Origin of the sequence: Paenibacillus sp. E194 (assembly GCF_000935845.1) — a bacterium.
GTDB classification, from domain to species: domain Bacteria; phylum Bacillota; class Bacilli; order Paenibacillales; family Paenibacillaceae; genus Paenibacillus_B; species Paenibacillus_B alvei_B.
Genome location: NZ_JMDX01000029.1, coordinates 1 through 22471 on the forward strand (window position 1 = coordinate 1; position 22471 = coordinate 22471).

The window sequence follows — 22471 nt, forward strand, 5'->3', positions numbered from 1 at the left end:
CCTTATCGGCCTGAGTGACGTGGATGGTCTTATCGGCAATATGAGCCGCTGCCGTAGCATCGCCTGCATCCATCTCCTGCTGCACCTTATCAAAGCCGATGTTGATGTTGCCAAAGTCTTCGCTTATCTTCTTCGATCCAATCAGGTTACAATATCTATTTGCCACTAGCCTCATCTCCTTTCTGGCTTAATTGCTCTAGCCGTTTCTCAATGGCTTCCTGAACACCCAGCAATATTGCTTTCTCTTGCCCAGGATGATATGGAGTCACGGCCATGATGACAGCGCATATCTCGGGCACGGGCTGGGTTGGATCCAACTCAATGCGGATAATAGGTTGTACTTGTGCCATAAATGCCTCCTTACAAACAAAAAGGCCCCGCTATTAGCGAGACCTGAATGATTGGTATTTGGTTATTTCTTCGTTGCTAAAGCTTCCTCGACAAGACGAAGTTCTTCGGTATCTTCTGCAATCATTTTATCGTATTCGGCAAGCTGCTTTTCAATTGCCTCAAGCACGGGTGCTTTGACCCCTGACTTTTCTTCCTCTTTTCTGAGATCTTCAATCTCCGCAACAATGTTTTTTCTTCCCTCTACGGCTGGTTTGATTCTATTATTTTTGATACTATCTCTCAAAACTTCTAGACTCTCTTTAGAATCCGTCATATATTTATTTCCATTCTTATCAGATTTAGTTGAGCCTTCAGCCGAAGCACTTACCTCTTGTTTAGATGTTACTAATATCTTTTTACCTTCCACCCGTATATCAGCTCCTAACGCCTGAGAAACCCCGCGTACAGGGACGTTGGTTTTACCGTCAATCACTGCTCCTTTATCTTGGAGCTCTTTTCCGTTTACGATTACCGTATACTCACCTGTTACCTTCTTTCCCACAAGTGACTTGATTTGATCAGCAAATGCACTTCCTGCAGTTGCAATCAAAGAACCAATGACAACACCACTTACTAGATACGCCCATTTTTTCATATAGAAAATCCTCCGTAGCAATATTTACCTCTATCATATCACTACGGGGTCGACGTTGTGAAGGTTCCGCCCCAGTTTTGGTTCTGATTGTTGCCGTGGTTGTGAGTTCCGATATTAACTGTATGACTATGGTTACTGAACGAGCGGCGAAGACTGTCAAGTTGTGATTGCAAGGATCTCAGTTGTTCTTGAAGTCCAATTATTTCACTGATGCCCAACCTTAGTCCCGATACTGAAGAATTGAAGTTTACGGGCCCCTGTAAATAGATCGTTCCACTTGCCCCAAGACGTAAGTCACGATTGCCTATAACATGCATTTCCTCAGTGATAGCATACACAATCCCCATCGGCGAACCGCTAGAATTATAGTACGTGTGCCCGGAAATGTCCGCTGCCGAGTTCCACCCCAGCTTTACCCTCTGTCTACCAGAGTTGTCATAGAACATGAAACCGTTGGGATCAAGCTCAATCCTTCCTCCAGATACTGCCGTCTTTATGGAAGAACCGATAATGGTTGTTCCGTTAATCGTGCCACCGTTTATAGTAGATGCAGTTATGGTTCCAGAGAAATCTCCATCTACCCCGCGGAGGGTGCCCGTGAATGTCCCACCTGCTGCCTGCAGGTCACCAGCAAATGTTCCCCGTGCCGCTCGCAGCTCGCCAGAGAAATCACCGTCTACACCACGAAGCGTCCCCGTAAACGTTCCACCTGCAGCTTGTAAGTCGCCGCTGAATATGCCGTCAGTCGCCTCTAACGTACCATTAAACTTGTAACGGCCAGCCCAAGGATCGAAGTATATTTTGTCTTGTCCGTTAGCCTGGAATGAGAGCTTATCACTGTTCAGGATAACTTTGCTCTTATGATCTTCTCGTTCGATAATCAGGCCGTCAGTTCGTGTAATCGTCGCACCATAATAGTTCTTCCCCTCTTTTACGGCGTTCTTGTCCAGCTTGTTGACCTGCTGTGAAAGACTGCCTTCAACGACAAATTCGCTCTGCTGGGCCGACACGGATGGTGCTTCCAGCGACATACGAAGCCCACCCGCAAAACTGAATACCTGGTGCAAGATGATCGACTTGTACCGGACAATTCCATCCCACGGAATGTGTGTATCCTGCCAAGCTGAAACCGTATCGTCCCATGTACTACCTTCTTGCTGCTCAAAGGCAATTACGTCTCCTTGCTCAAGCTGCGGGTAGCCACGAGCATCAATAGTCAATGGCAAGTAGGAAAACCCGTTCATTGCACTAAGCATGTCATTAACCATGCTCTGTGTCACAAACGGGTTTTCAATATACAGGGTGTGATTTTCATCTCCGCTACCAGCCTCGTATTGTAAATCATCCTCTGTGTTGTACGTGGCCACTATCCTGGTATATGTCTTGACCGGATTGGTCTGCTTCGCGCTGACATAATCGGCTGTGGTCATCGCAAAGACAGGCTCCTCAGTTGCCGTGAACCTCTTGAACTTTAATGTACCGGCCTTGTCCACGTACAGGCTCGCACTATTGGCAGCGGCGATATACGCGAGCACCTGGCGCATGCTATATCCTGCTGGTCCTGCTTGGATCTGATAAGTCGGATTAATCTGCACGCTGTTGTCATATGTCCATCCCAACCGGTTGCATATCTCATCAAAGACAGCCCGCTGTGTAGCAGGATAGGTCAGGGACGATATGTAGGCCACATCAGCAAAAACCAACTTATCATAGCAGACGTAAGTCCATACATCGTTAATTCGTTCGCGACTGTCTACGAAGAACTCACCAAGCGGCAGCCAGTTTGTACTGGTACCGTTCCAATTGATATCTACGTCCTGCCAAGGATACTGCGCCTGCAGCCAAGTCAACCCCGACATAGACAAAGATAGATAGGGAACGATTCGTGCATTCGGCGGCACAATATAATTTGTTCGCAGTTTAATGGCGAGCTTAGATGGAATGGCCGTTCCGAGCTGGAATCCATCCGTTAGACTCAAACTATTCTCGATACTAAAATCTACGATCCTGGTATTGTCAAATTCCTCGGATCCCACGGTTGCCTTGACGATAAATTCCCGGTCTGGCCGCCGTAAGTAATCAGCATAGAGCGGCGATATTGGATACAATCAGATCACCTCTCTGTCAACGTCAATTTGAGTCCGTTCCAATGTACAACGCCATTCGATACTACACTGAATGGAGCTGGTCGATTCCCTACGTACATTTTTTTCGTGAGGCTTCCGCCAGTCATTGGATCCGGGAATGTAAAATCGAAAAATACATTCGACATGGCTTTTAATATGCTTGATATCTGTTGTTCGCTCAGTACACCCCAAGTCATATCAACCTGCCGCTTAACGGCCACCCGATCCCGGTTGAGCGTACCGTTTGCTGTCCGGACAGACGAGTTCCCGTCATCAATATCCAAAATGGTTACCTGAAAGGTTGACGGATAGGCGGCAATCTCTTGGCCGTCGATCAAGATTTTCATGTAGCGCCTCCTCTCTATGTGGTTAATGGTGATCGTCCAGTGCGCCGGGTAATGTCGTTTATTGCATTGGCTACAACCCGTCCTAGTACAGTGCTGTCAACTTGGATAACCTGCCCTTGACCGTTCTTCTCGAGTGCCTCCAATATCCTCATCAGCACTTCCACTACAGGCTGGTTGTTTGCTCCCAGCATGTTCTGCAGCTTGGAAAGTGGCGAAACAACCTCAGGGTCAACGCCTGCCCCCTTGTTATCCCCTACCATAGCCAGTGTCGGTCCGTAAGCAAGACCACCCTTAGCAAGGCGTGGTATTTTCGGGATCTGCGGCACACCGATTGAGCCCCCGCCGATTTTATGGCCGAAAACCTCGACTTCTGGAATACTAATGCTGATGCTGTTGAAACCGTCAATGACCGAGTTAATGGCGTCAATGATCAAGTTCAGCGGTGCCTTAACAAGTCCGTAAAGGGAATCAAAGATACCTCCAAAGATATCCTTAACCCCAGTCCAAGCCTTCTTCCAATCTCCCGTAAAAACGCCTGTGACAAAATCTATAATGCCGCCCAGCGTTCTGAGCAGCCCCTTGATGATATCTCCCACACTGGATATGACTGTCGTCACGATATTAAGCACGATGTTAAAACCCTTCACGAAACCAGGAGCAAGCTGATCTATGACGTAGTTGATCAGTGGGCTGATGAACTTGTTATAGATCTCCAGCGCCGCTGTTACCAGCTTCATTACCACCTCGCCCACTTGCTTGATGATACCCTTCAAACTACCTTCCCAGATTTCATTCAGCTTTTTCAGAAACGGCTCGATAATCGGCTTCAAGACGTCATCCCACAGCTTTTGGAACGTGTTCCGGATGTTCTCCATGGCCTCAGAAAGGCTGGTCAGCAATTCTGCACCATATTTATCCCAGAGCCCCTTTATCGTCTCCAAGGTGTCCATGACAATCTTTTTGATCAAATCGAACACAGGTTTCAGCACCGTATTATAGACATCGTTGATCAGCTTTACTGCCCATTCGAATGTGTTGGCAGCCTCTTTAAATGCCCAGACTAGGGTGTCGGTGAATACTGGTACCAGCGTATCAATCACCTTGGCCGAGATTGGGATAATGAAATCATTCAGCGCATAATCAACGAACGGTTTGATCGTCCCGTCCAGTAACTTTTCAAATGCTTTTCCTATCTGAGGAATAACGTCCATAAACATATCGCGAAGCTTCACTAGCGAAGGGAACAGCGTGCCCTTCCACAATTCATTAATATGATTGACTGCGTTAGTCGCTGACTTCGCAAATGTCTGGAATGCCCACACCAACGTATTTGCGTAGATAGGTACGATAGTTTCTGTAATCGTTGTAGACAACGGTATAGCAAAGCCATTAAGCATGAAGTCTACAAATGGATTGATAGTGTTGGTTAATAGGCTTTGCAATGCTCCAGCAATAACCGGCATTGCCATTACAAATGCGTTCTTGGCCCGATCTAAACTTGGCAGCCACACAGTATCCCACAGTTTGATGGCTTGATTGGTCACATTGCGGAATGTCTTATCAAATGTCTGAAACGCCCATACTATCTGTTTTGCAATGACTGGTGCAAAAGCTTTCGTAAACCCGATTACGATCGATGGGATAAAGTTACCTAAGATGTACTTTGCAACAGGTACCAGGAAGCCATCTTTCAGCCGTTTGAACGTATTCCCTATATTGGTGACAGATTTACCGATCGGATCCATCATGTCTACAAACGGCTGCAAAGCCGGAGCCATTCCGGCCCAGCCTGCAGATATGAATCCCCATGCCTCGGTAAACCGTGATTTAAGATCACTAATGAATGCCGCCACCTGCTGCTTGACAGGATCAACGTTGATGGTAGGCGTGCCTAGATCAAGATTACCCAGGCCAGCAAATGCCCCAAGGCCGCCAGCTCCATCCGCTGCATCATCCACCGCCCCCGCTGTGGATTTTGCCAGCGTATTCAACTGGTCAAACCCGGCCAGGCTATTCTTCATGTCCTTGCTAGCCTTCTTACTCTTCTTGCCTGCCTTTTCTGCCGCCTTACCCGCCTCGTCTACCGCGCCAGCAGCGCCAGTGGCTGCATCGGCAGTATCATTCAGTGGTGCGACAGCTCCAGCTCCACCGGCATTCACTGCATCCCCGAAGACAAGCTCTGTAAAGGCTCGGAAGTACGCGGCAGCAATCTGCAGCTTAGATATCAGCCAGTTTAACCCCTGAATAATTGGAGACAGGATATTGATGAAACCTGCCCCCATCGTGCCCTTGAAGATATTCCAGCGTTCAGTCATTATCCGAACCCTGTTCGCCCAGCTGTCACCGTTCCGAGCAAAGTCGCCCTGGGCATCGCCTGTCACCTTCAATAGGTATCCATACCGCAGCATGGTCTGTTCAGCCTGTGTCATGGACATCCACGACTTTGTGATCCCCTGGGACATGGCGTATGCTTCCATATTCACGACGGACATATTGACGCCTAACTGCTTAAGTGGCTCTGTTTCGCCGACCATACCGGAAAAGACTTTGTAATAGGCTTCATCGTTTTTCAGGTTATAAAAAGAAGCCATGTCGGCAGATAGCTCTGTCAATCTGACAGACATCTCCTTCATGGCCTCACCGGTTAAACCAGACGATTTAAGCATCGCACCCATTGTGGACGCGTATTTTTTTGCAGATAGCTCAGATAAACCAAACGACTCGATCAGGTTCGATGACCAGTTGTTGATCTGACCAGTCATCGATCCGAACGTAACGTTTACGACGTTTTGCACTTCCGCAAGGTCGGATGCCAGATTAATGGCCTCCCGGCTGAAATTGACAATACTATTGACGGCAAATGCACCCGCTATAATGCCACCAAGGCTCCGAAACGCTCCACCGACTAAGTTGGTAGCAGTACCGGCGATTCCGTTAAGATCCTGCCGGAAGGGGCCGTAATTTAGCCCTAGGTCTAAATCTATCTGTCCTACACTAGACATCTACGCCACCCCCGAACATGCGGGCCATTGCAGTCTCCAGAGCTTGCATTTCTTGATTCAGTTTGACCTGGTCATCCAGCTTTCGCTCCGCTCGTCGTTTACGCCAGCCGTTGTAAATACGTTTCTGGTCGGCGTTGAATCCCTTGATTACCTTTGGATCATTCTCGGCCCTAATCGTAACCACAGACCCTAACGGTGTGTCAGACATCAAACCGCTCACCAAGGTGCAAAACTCCTCCCACGGCATGTCCCCGTGCTGCCGAATGCGGATACCATACTGCTTGGCAAGACTCGCCTCGATTAATGGCCAATCTTCTCGCAGATCGTACCAGTTATCCGGCCCGCTGCTACTGTTGAAATCGCGCAGCAGCTTCCTCGTACGTCAACCCTTGCATTGCTGCTACCAGACCGGACATAAGAACTTTCAAGTTCGCAACGGTCATTTTGGAAACACCAATTTCATTCACGGCTTTCTTGCCGAGCGCCCCTTCAATTGCATTTAATAACCCTTTGACCGTTGCGCCATCTGCCAGTTCCTCAAAACCAAGTACAGCTTCTACGCTATTATTAATTGGATACTTTTTATTGCCGATTTGAATGGACGATTGCTCGTCCTTAGAAAATTTATCAGTCAGGTTAATAATCTTTGACATGGAATAATCCCCCTTAAATTATGGTGTTTTTGTTGCTGGTGTAAATGTTGGCTTGCCGTCTGATAGAAGCTCAAATTCCAAGCCATCGATGTTGGTACTGTCACCGCCACCTGGCTGCGTCAGATTGATCACACAGTCCATGGTGAGCTTCGCCCCAGATGGCATGATCCACTCGAATTTAGTTTCGACCTCTTGCCCCGTACCGAGCAGCAGCCCTGCGATGTAATCATTCCCTGGGTCGCCGTAGTGCCTTTTACCAGAAAAGCTGAAGGTCAGCCCTTTCCCGGTTACTGCACGGCGTGTCCATCCCCCCTGATCCATCGGCGTCCACTCTTCTGTGTTACCGTCGATACTTGGACTAAATGTCTCCAGGTCCTTCACGGTAACCATGTCCCCTGGAGCGACTGAAGCGCGTCCATTGATACCAATCTTAAAAACGTTATTGTGTACTGGGAAAACACCAGTAGTCGCCATACGCTCTCCCTACCTTTCATAGTAAATAGTTGTCTCTATGACATATTCGTATATGCCCTCATCATCCGTACCGACGTTGACAGGCTCAGGTGTCCGCATGTCAAATGTAATTACGCGACGGCCGCTGATTCTCGCATCACCACGACCAAAAAGCGAAGCGTAGACCTCATGGGCCTTGCGCTCCGCTTTATCGGCGTTCTTTGACCAATGTATTAAGATGGATACGGCTTTCATGGCGTATGACGTATTATCCAGCCCGCCGATTGCAATATATGGCCTTCCGCCGGTATTGATATTGTACAAACCGATACATTCCGGTTTGCTACCGTCTATCTTGCCGATATACCAATTGGGGCTCTGTATTTGAGTCTTCATCCAATCGCGGATTTCCGATAGCATCAGCGTCATTTAATAAATCCTCCTGCAAGCCGCTTGACCAGCTTCTTAAAACGGCCTACAAGTGACTCCGTCTTTTCACCATTGACCCATGGTTCCAGCCACTTGCCTTGCGCATTACGGTTTTTATCCTGCCTGAAGCGATACTCAGGATGCCAATAGAGCCTGCGAGCATACGGCGTGTCATATACGATCTTAACCTTGCCGCGCTTGAGCCCCGTCTTGTCTACCCAGGCACCGCGCTCCAGTTCACCGGTCTGCTTCGGAACGACCTGTTCGTTCGCAATTTCAGTCAGGATGCCTTCCGTTTTCCCATCCACAACTTGTTCCAAGGCTTGTAGCTGAGCCGACGAAATCTTTTGGATGGCACGTCGGTTCATTTTCGTTTTAACCTTCACCATCTACATCAACTCCAATTCTGTGGAGAAGATGCTCCCATCTGGATTCTGCGGCCTCGAAGAGCTAAAGATGGTTCGCTGCGCCCCACCAACTTGGACAAAGCCCTCAATTAGTTCACCGGGCAGGATATCGCCCTTAATGATCACTTTGCCTGACATTGTAACCAAACGGCGCTCCTTGTCCAGCTTCTGGCGCATCTTTTCGTCATAACATGCGAGCCCATCAAAGATTATTTCCTCGACAGCCTCCCCATCGTCTGACAACTCGGTACGATATACTTTAATCGGCGTATTCAGAATCCATTGTGGGAATGGCAACTTGCCCCGCATCAGCACAACCTCCTATCCGTCAAACCTGTAGCGCGTAGCAGCCCGATGACGGCATCAGTCGTCTTAACCCCTCCCGCACCCTCTACAGACTTGAACGAAAGCGAGACGCTGCCTGCAGAGTATCCAGCTAGAGGAGCATCCAAGTAATCACCATACTGGTACTGGAAATCAGCCTGCTGACAGACAGCCTTGACTACATTGGTACGCTGAAAAGGCGTGAGACCATCAAAGCCACACGCCACAATGCGGTTATATGTCATACTGTCTACTTGGTCAGATGCTCGCTGTAGCGCCTTATCCAGCTTCCCTATCGGGATGTTGCCATTTCCGTACCGTTCATACTCGTCCGTTGTTGCATAGGCCATGTCGCTCACCTACTTTCCGGATTTGGTACTCTTCGATGGCTTCTCAACAGTTTCAACCTCTGCTTGCTCTCCATCTCCTGGAGGCACAATGGGATCAGGAGAAGGGGAAATGTCAGTTTGATTATCCTGTTCGACAACAGGCTCCCTCTCAACCTCATACCCATTTGACTCAAACCATACGAGTAGATGTGGGTTATCCGTTTCTCCAACCCCGTTAGCAAACGTTACACCAGCAGAAATGCCGGTGTATTCTTTGTTCGGTGCAATTACTTTAGCCATGTTTTATCATCCCTCCTTACGATACTTTGATCTTGCGCATAACGCCTGCTGCTTTAGTAGCCTTGAGTGCAACAGCAGCAACCATCTCAACTTCACCTGTCTTAACTGCTCCAGATGTCGTATAATCAGGCAGCCATGTGCGAACAGGCGGTTGTCCAGCCATCGAAACACCATGGAAACCATCCAAGCCTAAACGCACTGCGAACAACGAAGTTTCCCCAGACGCTTTCGTTGCAACAACAGGGTCATTAGTACCGGTTTTTGCCCCAAGGTCAACAAGCGGCGTCTCATTGTACTTTTCAACTTGACGGCCAAACTCATCACGCGAGATCGTATACATACCAGCACGGCGGGCACATGCGCGAATTTTTGCGATCAGTTTCAAGTTACCCATGATGCCAGAAGGTGTCCCGTCTAGTCCCATGAGGAACTCATCCAATTGATCCAAGAACACTTTATAGTTCTTATCCACTGCTTCGGATGTTGACAAGTCGATGGCATCTGTAGGGAGATACTCCGTGCTAGAACCTGTCAGGGCCTTTTCTAATCCATCAAATGCCTTCGCTTCTACTGCGGAGTCTCCATTAATTACCGTGTCGTTAAACAGTGCCTGTGCAGCCTTTACCTTCTGTTCCAATTGCAGTTGCACCTCAGACACAATGCCACCCATTCCAGCGATGATTCGGTCAATTTGGAACGTGCCACCGAAGATCTTCAGATCCACGTTATGCCGCTGCTTGGTAACTTCCTGCGGTGTGTACTCTTCATTTACGGCACGGAAAGCGGCCGTCGGTTGAGTGATAAGACGTGTGTAGCCATAGGTCAATGTGGCACCGCCACCCGTTGGTGACACTGCATCATCAAACGTCAGGTTTTGCAATAAAAAGTTGCTCTTCTGAAATTCATCAATCACGCCCATCGTTAGGGCATCTTGTACGTTTTTCTTTGCCTCACTCAGTGTTACTGCCATTATGAATCACTCCTAATTATTATTTTTGAAAATGAGCTGCTATTGCGTCCTTGAGAGACGCCGTTGCAGCCGGTGGGTTCGGGTTACCGCCACCTCCTACACGGAATCCCGGAGGCGTCTGCTGCTGTTGTTGTTGGGTGTCATCCTTGAACAAATACCCATCAGAGGATTTCAGAGCTGTAAGCTGTTCCTCTAGTCCTACAATCTTGCCCTCATCCCCTATGACCAACTTTTCTCTATTGATCAGTCCGGTTACAACCTTTTCATTGTGTGCTTTACCGTTGAGTGCAGCCGAAATAGCGTTAGTAAGTGTGAGCTCCTTTAGTTCGGCAGCGTGCTTTTCGGCAGCTTCTTTATTGGCTGCAGTCAATGTTTCAATCTGCTTTTTCAAGTCCTCAGACAGCCCTGCAGTCTTGCCAAGTTCCTCAATCTGCTTATCTCGATCAGTAACGTCCTTTTCGGCCTTCTTCTTCGCTTCTGACAGCTCGTTATATTTGTCTTTCGGAACAGTGTACTTTGGCAGCTCTTTGCTAACCTCTGCAACGATTCCATCAATTTTTGCTTCCTCAAAGCCTGCCTTTTTCAACAATTCCTTCAACCAATCCATTTATCATCATCCTCCATAGATTTTTATAGCTGCTCTCCAGCTACGGGAGTCGGTCGATATGCTCCGACCAACGAGCAATAGGCCCCAGCAGTCTCAACCGGAGCCAATCTATACATGTATTCGTTCGCGCCTAGAGTCTCGCCGCAAATGCTCATTTGCCTTGATGTGCTCTCTCAAGCGCTTCTGCCACTCTTTCACCTTGGCATCGGCTGCCTCCTGATTGGCCGAATCGATGCTGCCAGCTTCCCGACGTTTATACTTCCTGATCTGTCGCTCCATGTAGCGCTGACGCTGCTCTGCCTCGTAGTTTTCCAAAGCTTCTTCATCATCCACAGGCAGCGGTAGTCGGCTCTTACCAGGCACAAATGTCGTCATGTTGTGCCTGCACCCGGGATGAAACAAACCGTTTGCTATTGCCGTGCTGAGCAACGGGTACTTACCATCCTTTACAGTACCCTTGCTGTATACGTCATCGATGAATACCTTGCCCTGGTATGGCAGACAGAGTTTAGAGCAATTAGCGTGCGCGGATATGACCACAGTCCGAATACCAAGCTGATCACGTTTGGCACCTTCGCCTGCAAACACTGCCCGTTGTGAGGATGTACGCAGCGCCATCTCAGCATAACTGGCAACGTTCATTCGTCGGCCATTCGAAAACTCAATACAATCGAAGCCTTTATCCAGGAAATCTCGAGTCGCCATGTCGACAGCCTGATTAAGCGAAGCAGCTCCACTGTTTAGATACACCTGAGCCTTATAGATCGTTTGACGATATACGTCGTCCGCCTGGCGCAGCATAGCATGTCTGGCTTGCTTTAGATCATTCTGGGATGCCTCAGCCAAAGCATTGACGCGGGCCTCATTGATCTTGAAGAAGCTGGAATCGGATCCGTCTTCTGATTCGACCTTTGGCTTCTTCCCGGTGATCTTATCCCATAGACTACGGACACGATCCACACCACGCCGAAACGCTCCTATGATGCCTGTATCGACAGCCTGATCAACTTCTGGCTCGTATTTTTTGATGAGCTGCCGAGTCTCCTTACGGTACTTCTGCAGATCCTGAAGCTTTCGCTGCTGCCACTGCTCCCACTCGAAGCCCATTTCCTCTTCTTCGTCCTCATGACGTTTAAGGTTACGCTGCATAGACTTGATTAGGTCAAGCTCCATTTCCGCGAATATGTTGCGAATGTTGTACTTGCTCATTCGTCATCATCCAGATCATCTGGTGGATCATCACGGTTCAGAGCTGGTTCCTCGACGCTGATCCCTTGCTCATCTTTCAAGCGCTGAACCTCTTCGGCCTTTTCCTCGTCCGTCCAGGTGTCGCCATACAACTCCTCGACAGCGCGCTCAACGCTCATTATGCCGAATGTACGAGCCTTACCAACTGTTTCGACCACAGCATCAAATGACGGCGATGCATATTCCCCGAACTTAATACTCGGCTTGTAATCTCCGACACCGCGACCACGCATCGTGTCGTATACCTTCAGCACCGTATCAACCAACTGCGGGATAACCTCGTTTAGTCGTTCGATAATCTTGCCGCGAGTGTACAACGTGGCCTTCTCCTTCTCGCGCTGCGCCTCAGCATTGTCTAGCTTCTTGAGATCGATGCCAAGGGTAGATGGTGACACTATCCCTTGCAAACACATGTCCAATGCACTGGCATAGCTGGCCACGAACGCCTCATACAGGATTGCTGGCTGCACCATATCGATCTGACCTTTTGCATCCTCGGCCATTACACTACCGACGCGGATAAACTGGTTATCAAACGGGTTAGGCTTCATCAGAGCCCCGTTCTGTGGATTCTTAGGGATCAAGTCTTCAGGAATGTATTTCTGCACCCTACCGGCGCGTATAGCATCTACCCATTGGCTGATGACCTCATCTAGCGCATCGAAGCTGTCAGCCTTGCTGTCGAATATCGACTTGCCTCGGCCCTTCCACTTCTTACTCCGGAAGAACATGAGCGGTACGGCCATGATGAAGTCACCTGAATATGTAACCTCTTGCAGCTCAGCCGTCTCAGGCACCGTAGACAACGGCACTTCCTTACCTTCCGAGTTAAGCAGCCTGTACTTGATATGCCCTCGTCCGAACGTCTCCTCAAGGCGATAGTCCTTATCCTTAAAGCGGTAATCGGTGTAAAAAATGACTTCCTGCAGTCGCCCACGATCACGCTTATAGTTGACCAGGTCTCCGCTGTAGAACTCAATAATCGGATAATCGGTAATTTCAGTATCCAGTGTAATTTTGAACGCCCCGTCACCAGCTACAAGCGTCTCAATGATGGATTCGCCTACCAACTCATCGAAGTCGTTATCCTTGGCTATCTCATCCCATAGATCCGTCTGCTCCTTGTTCTCCAGCTCAATGCCGTCCAGGTCAGCTACAACGATATCAGACAAGCGCTCAGCAATCATTGCCGGGAGTCCTGAATGGATCTTCCGAATAGCCAGGTCATCGGACGGCACAGCAGCCCAGAAGCGCGACTTACTTACGCTATCAGATGCCGTTTGCTTATAGAACTGGTCTAGCTCGCTTGGATCCCCGCGATACCAGAGCCGATTCCGCAGCACGTTCGTATTGTACGAAAATGGCTCCGTAATCGTGATGATTCGATTATCTGGCGCTGGATTAATGCGTAATAGCTTCATCACCATATTCTTTAACCACCCCATTCCTACCCTCCTAACAGGTACATTGTTTCTGCGATGCCCGTTGTAGCATCCGGCGCATCATCATTCTTGTTCGCGCCCTCACGCTGGTATGTCGTCATGGCTTTGTGGTACTCCGGCCATCGATCACGCCAGTTAACCGGGTAATAGACATGATTCATAACCCAAGTGGCGTTGGACGTTATACGCGCAACCTTGTTCTTCGATTGGTGGAACCAGCTCACGTCTGTTCGATTGCTGTTCAGCTCAGTTTCAAGGATCCGCTTCACATTACGTGCAAATGATCGGCCACCGCTGTTGGACTCAATTCTTTCTTTATTGACCTGAAACGCAAAAAGAGCCTTCGCTACTGCGGGCTCCGTGATTTCCATTGGCTCTTTCGTATATATGACATCCAGGACGTATGCCTCTTTCTGATAGGCTCCCCAGATGATGTTGCATAAGTAATCTGAACCCTGATCGGCACTGTCACAATAGGAGTAAATGCCAGTGAACAATGATTCACCGTGGCTATCAATCGGCAACTGCTCATAGGTTTTAAAGCTGCTGTACAAGCGACCTTTAATATCAATGGGCTCTTGCTGATAGTTAGCGCTGGCTATGTCAGTTCCCATGGCTCTAACCTTCATGTCATACGACTCTCGGCTCAACACTTCCTCACAGAGCATCGTGCCGTCATCCTGCAGCGCCTTCATGCTCAAGTGGCGGACTTTCTTTTTCTCGTCGCGGAAGTGCTCCAGCGCTCGCCCTGCCAGGTCACCGGTCGCCCACCTAGTCATGATAATGATGATCTTGCCGCCTTCCTCCAAGCGGGAAAGCATAGTGTTCGTGAACCAATCCCAGTGCTTCTCAAGTGTGGCCTCGTTGTTGGCTTCCTCGGCATTCTTGATCAAGTCGTCAATGATCAGGATCGATGCCCCGAAGCCGGTTGCCGTACCAGTGGGAGACGTAGCTAGGTAGTTGTTATAGCCACCCTCAAGGCTCCACAGGTTCATGGCAGCGTCACCCTTTGCAATGCGGGTATGCGGGAAAATGTCGCTATACACGATTACTGTAGGATCAGCCTTGGCTGTGCTAATGCCATTTCGGACAGCCTTGGAAAACGTCGTGGACAGTGTTTCGTTATAGGAACCAGTCATAATCTTAGCTGACGGATCCTGACCAAATACCCACTGTGCGAACATGGATGCCGTTCTTGACTTACCATGTCGTGGTGGCTCATTGACGATCAATATATCGTCATCTGACTGATAGAAGTCCTGCATCTCATTGCACAAGTCGATGAGGTACTGTCGATCGTCCTTGTAGAAGTCTGGAGCCATAGCCTGACAGAAACCAAAGAATTCACGGCGTGCCAATTCGATCCTGGCGTAGTGCCTAATCGTTTCCAGATCAACCATCGCAAATCAACTTTCTGAGCTCGTCGGTTGTCATTCCTTGAAGCGGGTTGCTAATGTCCACGTTTCCACTATGCCCAATCTCTTGCTTATCACGCCACTTATCAGGTCGGCGGTTCTTAAGCCAGAATATCTGCGCAGTAACGTCAGGTGAAACTTCCTTTGTCTTTTCCTCTACCAGCACCATTTTATATTTTGATACACTCAGTTCGACCGCGCGCAGTTCGACCATAGTTGCTTCTGGATGCTCCAATTTATATTTGTTAACAGCGATCTGCTGCTGTATGGCATATTCGTCATCTGACATTTCCGCCGACACATACTTTTTCTCTGTAAACTCATATCCAGTAGCCCTTTTGAACAAGGCATTTTCCACTTCAACATCGGCGACCTCCTTACCCTTTTTTAAGGCTGCCGATAATGCCGAATACTTTTTGGCATACTCTCGAAACGTCGAGTAAGCTACACCAAGTTTTTTGGCGATATCCTCGTCTATAACCCCGTCACGCGCCCATGCTTCTACAAGCAGGAGCTTTGGTTCAACGTGAGACTGGTACTTGTTTTTCCTTCCTCCTGCCATGTGATCATCTCCTTTTAGGGAATAGAAAAAGCCACTGGGTCTCAGTGGCTTTGATAAATCAAATATTCTTCTCTTCTTATACCAAATTAATGGCCTTAAGCTGTTGGAGCTTTTTGCGATTCTCCACCATTGTTCTGACTGTTTCGTACAGGGCAGTTGGTAGCTCAGTTCTCTTATTAACATCAGTAACATCTATTTGGTCAAATTGAGTTCTTGATTCTGTTCTGATTTTATCTATTGCAGAATCAAAATAACTGACGCTCTCTATAGTTACCCCTGGTGAACTCAGAGCGATCTTAAAAAGCGGTGATTCATGTAAATCCCCGTCGTTACTGGTCTTAAGAGTTAAATCTGAGAGGTCACTCTGATCCTCATTCCATACTGCTTTCCAATTCTCTGGCATTGATTTTCCATCGTATATATCGGTTACTATCCATGATTTATCAAAGCTTAACTTTACACCTGTTACTCTTGTTTTATTGATAAAACTATTAATGAAGTAATCATTCCCTAAACTTAAGTTAGTAGGGATATAGTTGTATTCTGAATTAAACAAGTCTTCCCAAGCGTCACTCAAAATCCCAGTAATCCTTGCAAGTATTATCTTCCTAGATAAATTTCTAGGGGAATAGTCTCGCAATTGAATCAGCAGTTTCTCATTTACAAAATCAATTGCAAATATCGTTCTTTCCCATGGGTCAATATTTACAATCGGCTGCTCCTGCTTATTTCCATCTACAGAGGTCTGATCAGGGATATACTCTTCATGAATAGCTCCAACATAAATCCCCTGCTCCTCATCGTACTGATATTCGCTGTTAAGGCAATATCTAAGCCCATGCTCCCCAGCATAAAATCCTGTTTGCGACAAATATTCCACAAGTTCTTTCCATTTTTCCTTTTTAGTAGGAGGTTTGATGATTTGGTAGACTTTTAAATTCAAATGTACCCCACCTTTCGTTGATGAAATATTTTACATGTAATATTTTATCATATTTTCAGGTAATAAGATACATCTAAAATAAGTCTAATGGATTATTTCAATATTTTCGCAAGGAACCCACGCCTCGTATCCAGAACCAGTTTGGATTCTATAGTCAATTCCACCTTGATGCTCTTCAATCTCTATGACTTTGGCTAATACTCCTATAAGTGATTCTTCTTCACTACGAATTATTCTCACTAATTCAACCATTTCTTAGCACCTCTTTCATTCCAAGTGTCATCAACATTCTATCCAATTAGCCTATGGCCAAAACATTGAACTTTCGGTGTATAGTTAAAAACCGCCTCGCAAGGAGACGGCTTTAAGAGAAGGAAAAAATAATACGAATGACAGGGTTCGAACCTGTGACCTCTTGCTCCCAAGGCAAGCGTGCTACCACTGCACCACATCCGTTCAAAGTACCAGCGCTAGGAATCGAACCTAGGACATCCAGAGTCATGTTATCGACGTCTTCTCTGTGCTACTACCACTGAGCTACACTGGTATAAAAAGAGATGTGACCGCTTGTTTGCAGAGTAACAAACGACCAAATCTCTAATTATTTCACACTATCATATTATCACGGACATAAATCGAAGTCAGTGGCATCTTAGTCGCACGACTGCCAAACTCCATCGACTCCGAAAATTAGCGCCGTTAAAGCATTTATGCCAGCTTTCAAGTCTCGGAAGACAGTACTTCTATCGCAAGAGTGGCATACCGCAATCTCATCTGCTGTCTTTCTTTCTTCTGAAATGTACATCAGGTACACAGTCTGATACCGTCTCATGTCTTCCGGCCGTCCAGATGTCTCACACAGCAATTGATATACCTTTATCATCTGATCAACGAATTTGACGATTGCAATGGTTCGTTCTTTAGATCGTTTGATTGATTCGATAGCGAAATCTTGATCTAACATGTCGGCCTGTTCCAGCATATCAATTTCATTCAATTCGGTTTTGAGATTAGCAGCGTGAACTGCGAAACGACGATAGTTTTTCAGTAGCAGCCTTGTGTTGCGCAAACGTCTGTCCCGTTGATTCTTCCGCTGTTTGTCTTGCTCCTTCTGTACGAACTCAATGGCAACACGCGCGGCAATTTCTGCAACTTCAGCTTGATTCATTCCACTTCCTCCTCGTCATCACTCTCTGTTTCAGCGTCATATTCTTCTTCACTGATCGGCGTTATCCATTCCGGGTCTAATCCAATCTGCTTGGCCAAATTGCACGCCAGCTTCTTATGGATTGCATCGTAGTCATCTTGCGTTTCAGGTGCTTTTCTGCAATTCCCCAACTTAATCTGTGTATAGCATTCTGCTGAGTCCCCATCTTCATCACTGGCCATTTCAGCTTCCGCGCTTATTTTGAAGCAAAATCTAAGATCCACCAGCGTTTCTGACTCTTTATCTATTTTCATGACTGCTCCTCCCTAAAATTAAGAATGTATGTTCGGTTCAAAGGCGCAGCACTTTCCCGTCTTCCCTTTTGCCGACGCCTCATTGGCGGATCCGGTAGAAGCAAATACACCGCGCCTATTTCATTGCCGTTCTCGTCTGTGACAAACTCCCAAGGGACATCATCGAAGATTGGGTCACGCACGACTTTCAAGCTCAATGTAATACGTGTAGTACGTTCCCTGGCTTTCATGAAGAGCATAACGTTTCCGCTCAACTGTCTTTTGTTCCAACCAACTTACCAAGTGTTTGTTAACCAGCTGAAGCCCCCCGCTCTTATCCCACTTCCGTAGCTTCAAACCATTCTCCCCACGTTGGATGACCAGGCGGTTTGTTGAGGGGTCGAAGCCAACACGCAAGCATTGGCCGGCTTCACATTTCATCATATTCGCTGCTCGACGGTTCACATGAATCCCATGCTTGTTCAACCCGATCGATGGATTGTAAGTGGTCTTTTCATCGACAAACCACTCAATTGACGACATCTGACTTTCACGAATCTTGTTACTCATGACAAATTCCTCCCTAGTCAATTCTCCAGATTGAAAACGTGAATACTTGTCTTTTATTCGATTGAGTACCCGACTAACATAGACTTGAGATTTATGAACATGCTTAGCCATTTGGCCTTGCGTCAAGCCTTCCATCCGTAATGTGAGGATGGTTCGTTCTGTCGATGCTAATATGTCAAGGAACTCTTGGACATTAATACCTGTATAATCTGCTACACTTGGCAACACATCCAACATCGTAAGATCTTTGTCATCCTGGCTAATTACCTGATCCAATGAAGACACTGACCAACCCTCGATATGCTTCAGAACATCATGGACATCCGCAAGCTTCCATCCAGTTTTTAATACGATGTCCTCAGCCGAATCATCGACCCATCCCTGTTTGCGAATGAATGCTAGGCGATCCAAGATCAACCTTGGAATCCGTACAGCATAGCGATTGCTCCTCAAATACTTTTGAATGCTCCACCGGATCATCGGGAATGCATACGTTGAAAAAGCGGTCACCTTCCCGTTGAATCGGGATGGATCATAATTCCGAAAAGCTTCAATGAGTCCAAATGTTCCAATCGATACAAGGTCGTCGTAGTCTAAGCCGTTTCCGATGACTACGGTATACTTCTTAGCTACGGCATGAACCATCCTCATATTGTTCTGGATCACTTCTGCCTCGTATCCAAGATGAGGATTATATGCTTCCAAGGGATCACCCCTTCTGCTTTTCGTAAACTTCCTCAAGCCACTCTATCAGCATCATCATTTGCTTTTTGACTAATGGATTCTCTTGATATTTCTCACATAACGCACCGGAGGAATCGGCTACCCATGCCCAGAACTGCTCACTCGTCATTCCATACTGAGCTGCAACCTGGTTGGCCATGCCGATCCAGTTCACCACTTCATCGTAGAAAGCTCTGTAGTCCATAGCTAGAGCTCCTCAATCTTGATATAAATCCCTGGCAGCCGAGCCCAAAACTTCTCGATAATCTCACTGGCCACAATGGCATCATCCGTCCAGTACCCCAAATCCGTCATGATGTCGAATGGTAGCTTGTTCATGTTGTGTGTATCCGGCTTCGTCGTCTTCCACTCTCCGTCGTAATGCTTACTTCCTTCTGGAATCGGGAATAGCCACTTTACGATTACCCGCAGCGCACCCGTATACTTTTTCTCTGGCACATGTTTACCTAGATGAGCTGTCAACTTCGCCCGTGCTGCTTTGAGATCATCGGGTTCATAGAAGATAGGCTTATCATTTTTGCAGCTAACCTGTTTTTCTTGATGGGTTGCAGTCGGCGGTTTCATCGGCATAAAAAATTCAGTTGCCATGTCATCACATCCATTTTCCAACTTTTGTCGGCAGCAGTTTTCGTTTAAATATCAGGAGGAGGGGGAGGGGCGCTTGCGTCACGCCCCTCCCTATCCCTATATATTTATATATAGTGGTCGCCGCTTCCCGGCGGCGTGCACCATGACGTATCAAATCCCCGCCGTTGATCTGCCGTTCGGCGTCGGTCATAAAAAACGTATATTTGCCGTGCGGCATTGATCATGAATTTATGATTGCCGCCGCCGCTTGGCGAGTTTTATTCTAGCGGCATTAATCATGGTCGCCGCCGTCGATTTTCACAATTACGTTACCGTTGTTTTTGTCAATCATGTAACCGTATTTCTTCACCCAGTCTCTAACCGTTCGCTCAGCAACCTCTTTTCCGGTTGAAGAATACCAATCCATTAAATCCTTCACAGTAGGAGGCTCTCCAAAATTGCAGTTATTGACGGCTTCCTCAAACTCTTCGGCCTTGTTCCTACGTTCCTTCTTAGCTGAGTCCTTACGCTTATTTGTGGCCTTTTGCCATGCTGGCTTGTCCCCTTCTGGATCAATGTCCTTCAGGCTGCCTACTTCGTCCACCTTATGGATCGGATACTGGAACCACATGTTGACCGGCTCGAACTTGGCATACTCACGCAATGTACCCTCCACGCGCCATGCAGAACGGCTACGGACGCTACGGACAACCTGGCTAATTCGTTCTCTAGCAGCAGCTATCTGCCCTGGAATAGCGCGTTTAGCGTGTTCTTCCATCGCCTTAGCGCTGAGTAAATCATCCTGAGAGATGTGCTCTAGTAAGTAATCATGATTGAAAGTTTCAAAGAGATGTTGATATACGTTACAAATAGCCTTATTCTCTTCCTGCTTCAGCAACGCCTCGGTTACATCAAGCTCTACTAGGTCAATCAACGCGTCAGGATCCCGAGCAAATACGCCGGAGCCGCTGGCTCTATCCATGGACTTCTTGCCGCCTTGAGAACCTTTTGAATGGTGATGACAATAGATGACGCTTGCGCCGAGCTCGGTCGCTATCTTGTCAAACTGGTTCGTGAAGTGTGCCATTTGATCCGCGCTGTTCTCATCCCCAGTTAGAACCTTGTAAATCGGGTCGATGATAACAGCAATGTAGCCTTTCTTGGCTGCGCGCCGGATCAGCTTCGGTGCCAGCTTGTCCATCGGCACCGACTTACCCCTTAGGTTCCAAATTTCGATGTTATCAATGTTCCTTGGTGATAACCCGAGCGCCTGATACACATCCTTAAAACGATGTAAACAGCTCGCTCGATCCAGCTCAAGGTTAACGTACAACACTTTCCCCTGCATGCATGACCATCCGAGCCATTTGATACCTTCCGCTAGAGCGATTGATAGCTCGATCAACGTGAAGGACTTACCAGCTTTTGACGGCCCAGCAATAAGCATTTTATGCCCTTGTCTCAGTACACCCTCAATCAACGGAGGTGCCAGCTTCGGCATGTTGTCCCAAAAGTCCGTCAATTTCTCAGGATCCGGCAGATCGTCATTCACATCTTCTATCCAGTTCTGCCATTCATCCCAGCTGCTCTTACCGATATTAGTATCAATGATAAATTGCTTTTTCTCATTACGTTCTACGCCAGGCATACGGGACAGCCTGGATGGATTTCGATTCTGATTGTCGATGTTCAGGCCGTTTTTCTTACATATGTTATAAAGGTAGTCGACGCGCTTCCTGTATTCGTCGTAATTGGCCGCATCGATGCGCACAATGGCATGGATACTCTTGCCGCCGCTGTATACCATGACGGCAATCGGCAGATCCAACTCGCGCATAATGGCGTTCTGCTTTTCGATGTCCATTGTATCAGACTCAACCAACGCATAGCGGAAATCGCTGACGTTCTCGTTTTTGACGCCCTTACCATCAAGAGGATTAAATCGGATCCACGCACCTGCTGCCGAATTGTAGTCACCTAGGACAGCTCCAATATCGCCATTACATTCATTCAGAGCCTGGATCAACTCACCGGCTGTCCGATCCCATGCACCCTTGGTGGGCAGATATTTTCCGTCGTCATTCTGCCAGGTATCAACGACATAGCCGACGTTCTCGGACGCCTCGAATAATGTTGCCAGATAGGTAGTTAGCTGCTGGACAGGGTTCCAATCTGCCGGTTCATGAATCTCCTTGCCCTCAATCCAATTTTTATCAACGACAACATACTCATCGTTGCCAGCAATCTCATCGTTCCAATCCAGTTCATGATCGTCTCTAGTACTACGAGGCATCCAACCGTTATCCTTGGCCATCTGCGTTATCGTAGCGCCTGTTACTGGCATGCCGGACCCCTCGAACGTCGTCCACTTCTTGAAGCATTCACCAGGATGATATCGGGATCCGTCCCGTTTACTCCAGTCGTCCCAATCGGCGGCTGTATAGCCTTCATATTTTAGCGCCATGCCGACATTTACCCACTCCTGATAACTTAGGAAGGCCGGATCGATGTAGGTCAGCAGGGCAATCAGATCCAATTTATGTTCCATTGTCGTGTCTCTCCCGCCTCATGTTCTTCCGTATTCGACCTAATTCTATTGATATAAATA

The 22471-nt window shown here is 47.6% G+C and carries 27 protein-coding genes and 2 tRNA genes; all 29 read right to left on the minus strand.

What is annotated here, in order from left to right; translation table 11 throughout:
- Window positions 1–155: 155 nt before the first annotated feature.
- The 29 genes from AZ66_RS06165 to AZ66_RS06295 all read right to left on the minus strand — a co-directional run bounded on the left by AZ66_RS06165 (window position 156) and on the right by AZ66_RS06295 (window position 22411).
- Window positions 156–350 carry a hypothetical protein gene (locus tag AZ66_RS06165; RefSeq protein ID WP_044354030.1) on the minus strand — a complete coding sequence of 65 codons (195 nt, stop codon included), beginning with the start codon at window positions 348–350 and terminating at the stop codon, window positions 156–158.
- Window positions 351–412: 62 nt separating this feature from the next.
- Window positions 413–985 carry a stalk domain-containing protein gene (locus AZ66_RS06170; RefSeq protein WP_044354031.1) on the minus strand — a complete coding sequence of 191 codons (573 nt, stop codon included), beginning with the start codon at window positions 983–985 and terminating at the stop codon, window positions 413–415.
- A 41-nt stretch (window positions 986–1026) separates the two neighbouring features.
- Window positions 1027–3093 (minus strand): hypothetical protein, encoded by a 2067-nt coding sequence (locus AZ66_RS06175; RefSeq protein WP_044354032.1) that lies wholly within the window; start codon window positions 3091–3093, stop codon window positions 1027–1029.
- A 5-nt stretch (window positions 3094–3098) separates the two neighbouring features.
- Complete coding sequence (locus AZ66_RS06180; protein WP_044354033.1) at window positions 3099–3458, minus strand: DUF6711 family protein; 360 nt, start codon at window positions 3456–3458, stop codon at window positions 3099–3101.
- A gap of 14 nt (window positions 3459–3472) precedes the next feature.
- Entirely contained in the window at window positions 3473–6460 is a 2988-nt protein-coding gene (locus AZ66_RS06185) for a phage tail protein (RefSeq protein WP_044354034.1), read from the minus strand.
- Window positions 6453–6830, minus strand: coding sequence for a Gp15 family bacteriophage protein (locus tag AZ66_RS06190; protein ID WP_052648410.1), 378 nt, complete (start codon window positions 6828–6830; stop codon window positions 6453–6455). The genes AZ66_RS06185 and AZ66_RS06190 overlap by 8 nt, the downstream gene beginning before the upstream one ends.
- Window positions 6808–7113, minus strand: coding sequence for a hypothetical protein (locus AZ66_RS06195; protein WP_044354036.1), 306 nt, complete (start codon window positions 7111–7113; stop codon window positions 6808–6810). The genes AZ66_RS06190 and AZ66_RS06195 overlap by 23 nt, the downstream gene beginning before the upstream one ends.
- 18 nt (window positions 7114–7131) lie before the next feature.
- A complete protein-coding gene (locus AZ66_RS06200) occupies window positions 7132–7587 on the minus strand; it encodes a phage tail tube protein (protein ID WP_044354037.1) in 456 nt (151 codons plus the stop codon).
- A 9-nt stretch (window positions 7588–7596) separates the two neighbouring features.
- Entirely contained in the window at window positions 7597–7995 is a 399-nt protein-coding gene (locus AZ66_RS06205; protein WP_197081658.1) for a phage tail terminator protein, read from the minus strand.
- Window positions 7992–8384, minus strand: coding sequence for a hypothetical protein (locus AZ66_RS06210; protein WP_044354038.1), 393 nt, complete (start codon window positions 8382–8384; stop codon window positions 7992–7994). Before AZ66_RS06210 ends, AZ66_RS06205 begins: the two co-directional genes overlap by 4 nt.
- Complete coding sequence (locus AZ66_RS06215) at window positions 8385–8711, minus strand: hypothetical protein (RefSeq protein ID WP_044354039.1); 327 nt, start codon at window positions 8709–8711, stop codon at window positions 8385–8387.
- Complete coding sequence (locus AZ66_RS06220) at window positions 8711–9076, minus strand: hypothetical protein (protein WP_044354040.1); 366 nt, start codon at window positions 9074–9076, stop codon at window positions 8711–8713. Before AZ66_RS06220 ends, AZ66_RS06215 begins: the two co-directional genes overlap by 1 nt.
- 9 nt (window positions 9077–9085) lie before the next feature.
- The gene (locus tag AZ66_RS06225; protein WP_044354041.1) at window positions 9086–9355 is read right to left on the minus strand and encodes a hypothetical protein; all 270 of its coding nucleotides are present in this window, start codon (window positions 9353–9355) and stop codon (window positions 9086–9088) included.
- A 16-nt stretch (window positions 9356–9371) separates the two neighbouring features.
- The gene (locus AZ66_RS06230) at window positions 9372–10325 is read right to left on the minus strand and encodes a major capsid protein (protein ID WP_005547260.1); all 954 of its coding nucleotides are present in this window, start codon (window positions 10323–10325) and stop codon (window positions 9372–9374) included.
- Between the two features lie 19 nt (window positions 10326–10344).
- On the minus strand, window positions 10345–10932 hold the full coding sequence (locus AZ66_RS06235) for a phage scaffolding protein (protein ID WP_044354042.1): 588 nt from the start codon (window positions 10930–10932) through the stop codon (window positions 10345–10347).
- Between the two features lie 108 nt (window positions 10933–11040).
- Complete coding sequence (locus AZ66_RS06240) at window positions 11041–12141, minus strand: phage minor capsid protein (protein WP_044354043.1); 1101 nt, start codon at window positions 12139–12141, stop codon at window positions 11041–11043.
- A complete protein-coding gene (locus tag AZ66_RS06245) occupies window positions 12138–13625 on the minus strand; it encodes a phage capsid protein (protein ID WP_044354044.1) in 1488 nt (495 codons plus the stop codon). Before AZ66_RS06245 ends, AZ66_RS06240 begins: the two co-directional genes overlap by 4 nt.
- Window positions 13626–13627: 2 nt before the next feature.
- Window positions 13628–15022, minus strand: coding sequence for a phage terminase large subunit (gene terL / locus AZ66_RS06250; RefSeq protein ID WP_044354045.1), 1395 nt, complete (start codon window positions 15020–15022; stop codon window positions 13628–13630).
- Window positions 15015–15599, minus strand: a complete 585-nt coding sequence (locus AZ66_RS06255) for a hypothetical protein (RefSeq protein WP_044354046.1) — start codon at window positions 15597–15599, stop codon at window positions 15015–15017. Before AZ66_RS06255 ends, terL begins: the two co-directional genes overlap by 8 nt.
- A gap of 76 nt (window positions 15600–15675) precedes the next feature.
- A complete protein-coding gene (locus AZ66_RS06260; protein ID WP_044354047.1) occupies window positions 15676–16542 on the minus strand; it encodes a hypothetical protein in 867 nt (288 codons plus the stop codon).
- Between the two features lie 84 nt (window positions 16543–16626).
- On the minus strand, window positions 16627–16794 hold the full coding sequence (locus AZ66_RS31245; RefSeq protein ID WP_156159913.1) for an SH3 domain-containing protein: 168 nt from the start codon (window positions 16792–16794) through the stop codon (window positions 16627–16629).
- A 132-nt stretch (window positions 16795–16926) separates the two neighbouring features.
- A tRNA-Pro gene (locus AZ66_RS06265) sits at window positions 16927–16998 on the minus strand.
- A gap of 6 nt (window positions 16999–17004) precedes the next feature.
- Window positions 17005–17089 (minus strand) — tRNA-OTHER (locus AZ66_RS31250).
- 105 nt (window positions 17090–17194) lie between these two features.
- On the minus strand, window positions 17195–17710 hold the full coding sequence (locus tag AZ66_RS06270) for a hypothetical protein (protein ID WP_044354048.1): 516 nt from the start codon (window positions 17708–17710) through the stop codon (window positions 17195–17197).
- A complete protein-coding gene (locus tag AZ66_RS06275; protein WP_044354049.1) occupies window positions 17707–18003 on the minus strand; it encodes a hypothetical protein in 297 nt (98 codons plus the stop codon). The genes AZ66_RS06270 and AZ66_RS06275 overlap by 4 nt, the downstream gene beginning before the upstream one ends.
- A 174-nt stretch (window positions 18004–18177) precedes the next feature.
- On the minus strand, window positions 18178–19257 hold the full coding sequence (locus tag AZ66_RS06280) for a sigma-70 family RNA polymerase sigma factor (protein WP_044354051.1): 1080 nt from the start codon (window positions 19255–19257) through the stop codon (window positions 18178–18180).
- A gap of 4 nt (window positions 19258–19261) precedes the next feature.
- A complete protein-coding gene (locus tag AZ66_RS06285) occupies window positions 19262–19480 on the minus strand; it encodes a hypothetical protein (RefSeq protein WP_044354052.1) in 219 nt (72 codons plus the stop codon).
- 2 nt (window positions 19481–19482) lie between these two features.
- Entirely contained in the window at window positions 19483–19884 is a 402-nt protein-coding gene (locus AZ66_RS06290; RefSeq protein ID WP_044354053.1) for a RusA family crossover junction endodeoxyribonuclease, read from the minus strand.
- Window positions 19885–20155: 271 nt separating this feature from the next.
- The gene (locus AZ66_RS06295) at window positions 20156–22411 is read right to left on the minus strand and encodes an AAA family ATPase (protein ID WP_044354054.1); all 2256 of its coding nucleotides are present in this window, start codon (window positions 22409–22411) and stop codon (window positions 20156–20158) included.
- Window positions 22412–22471: the final 60 nt, after the last annotated feature.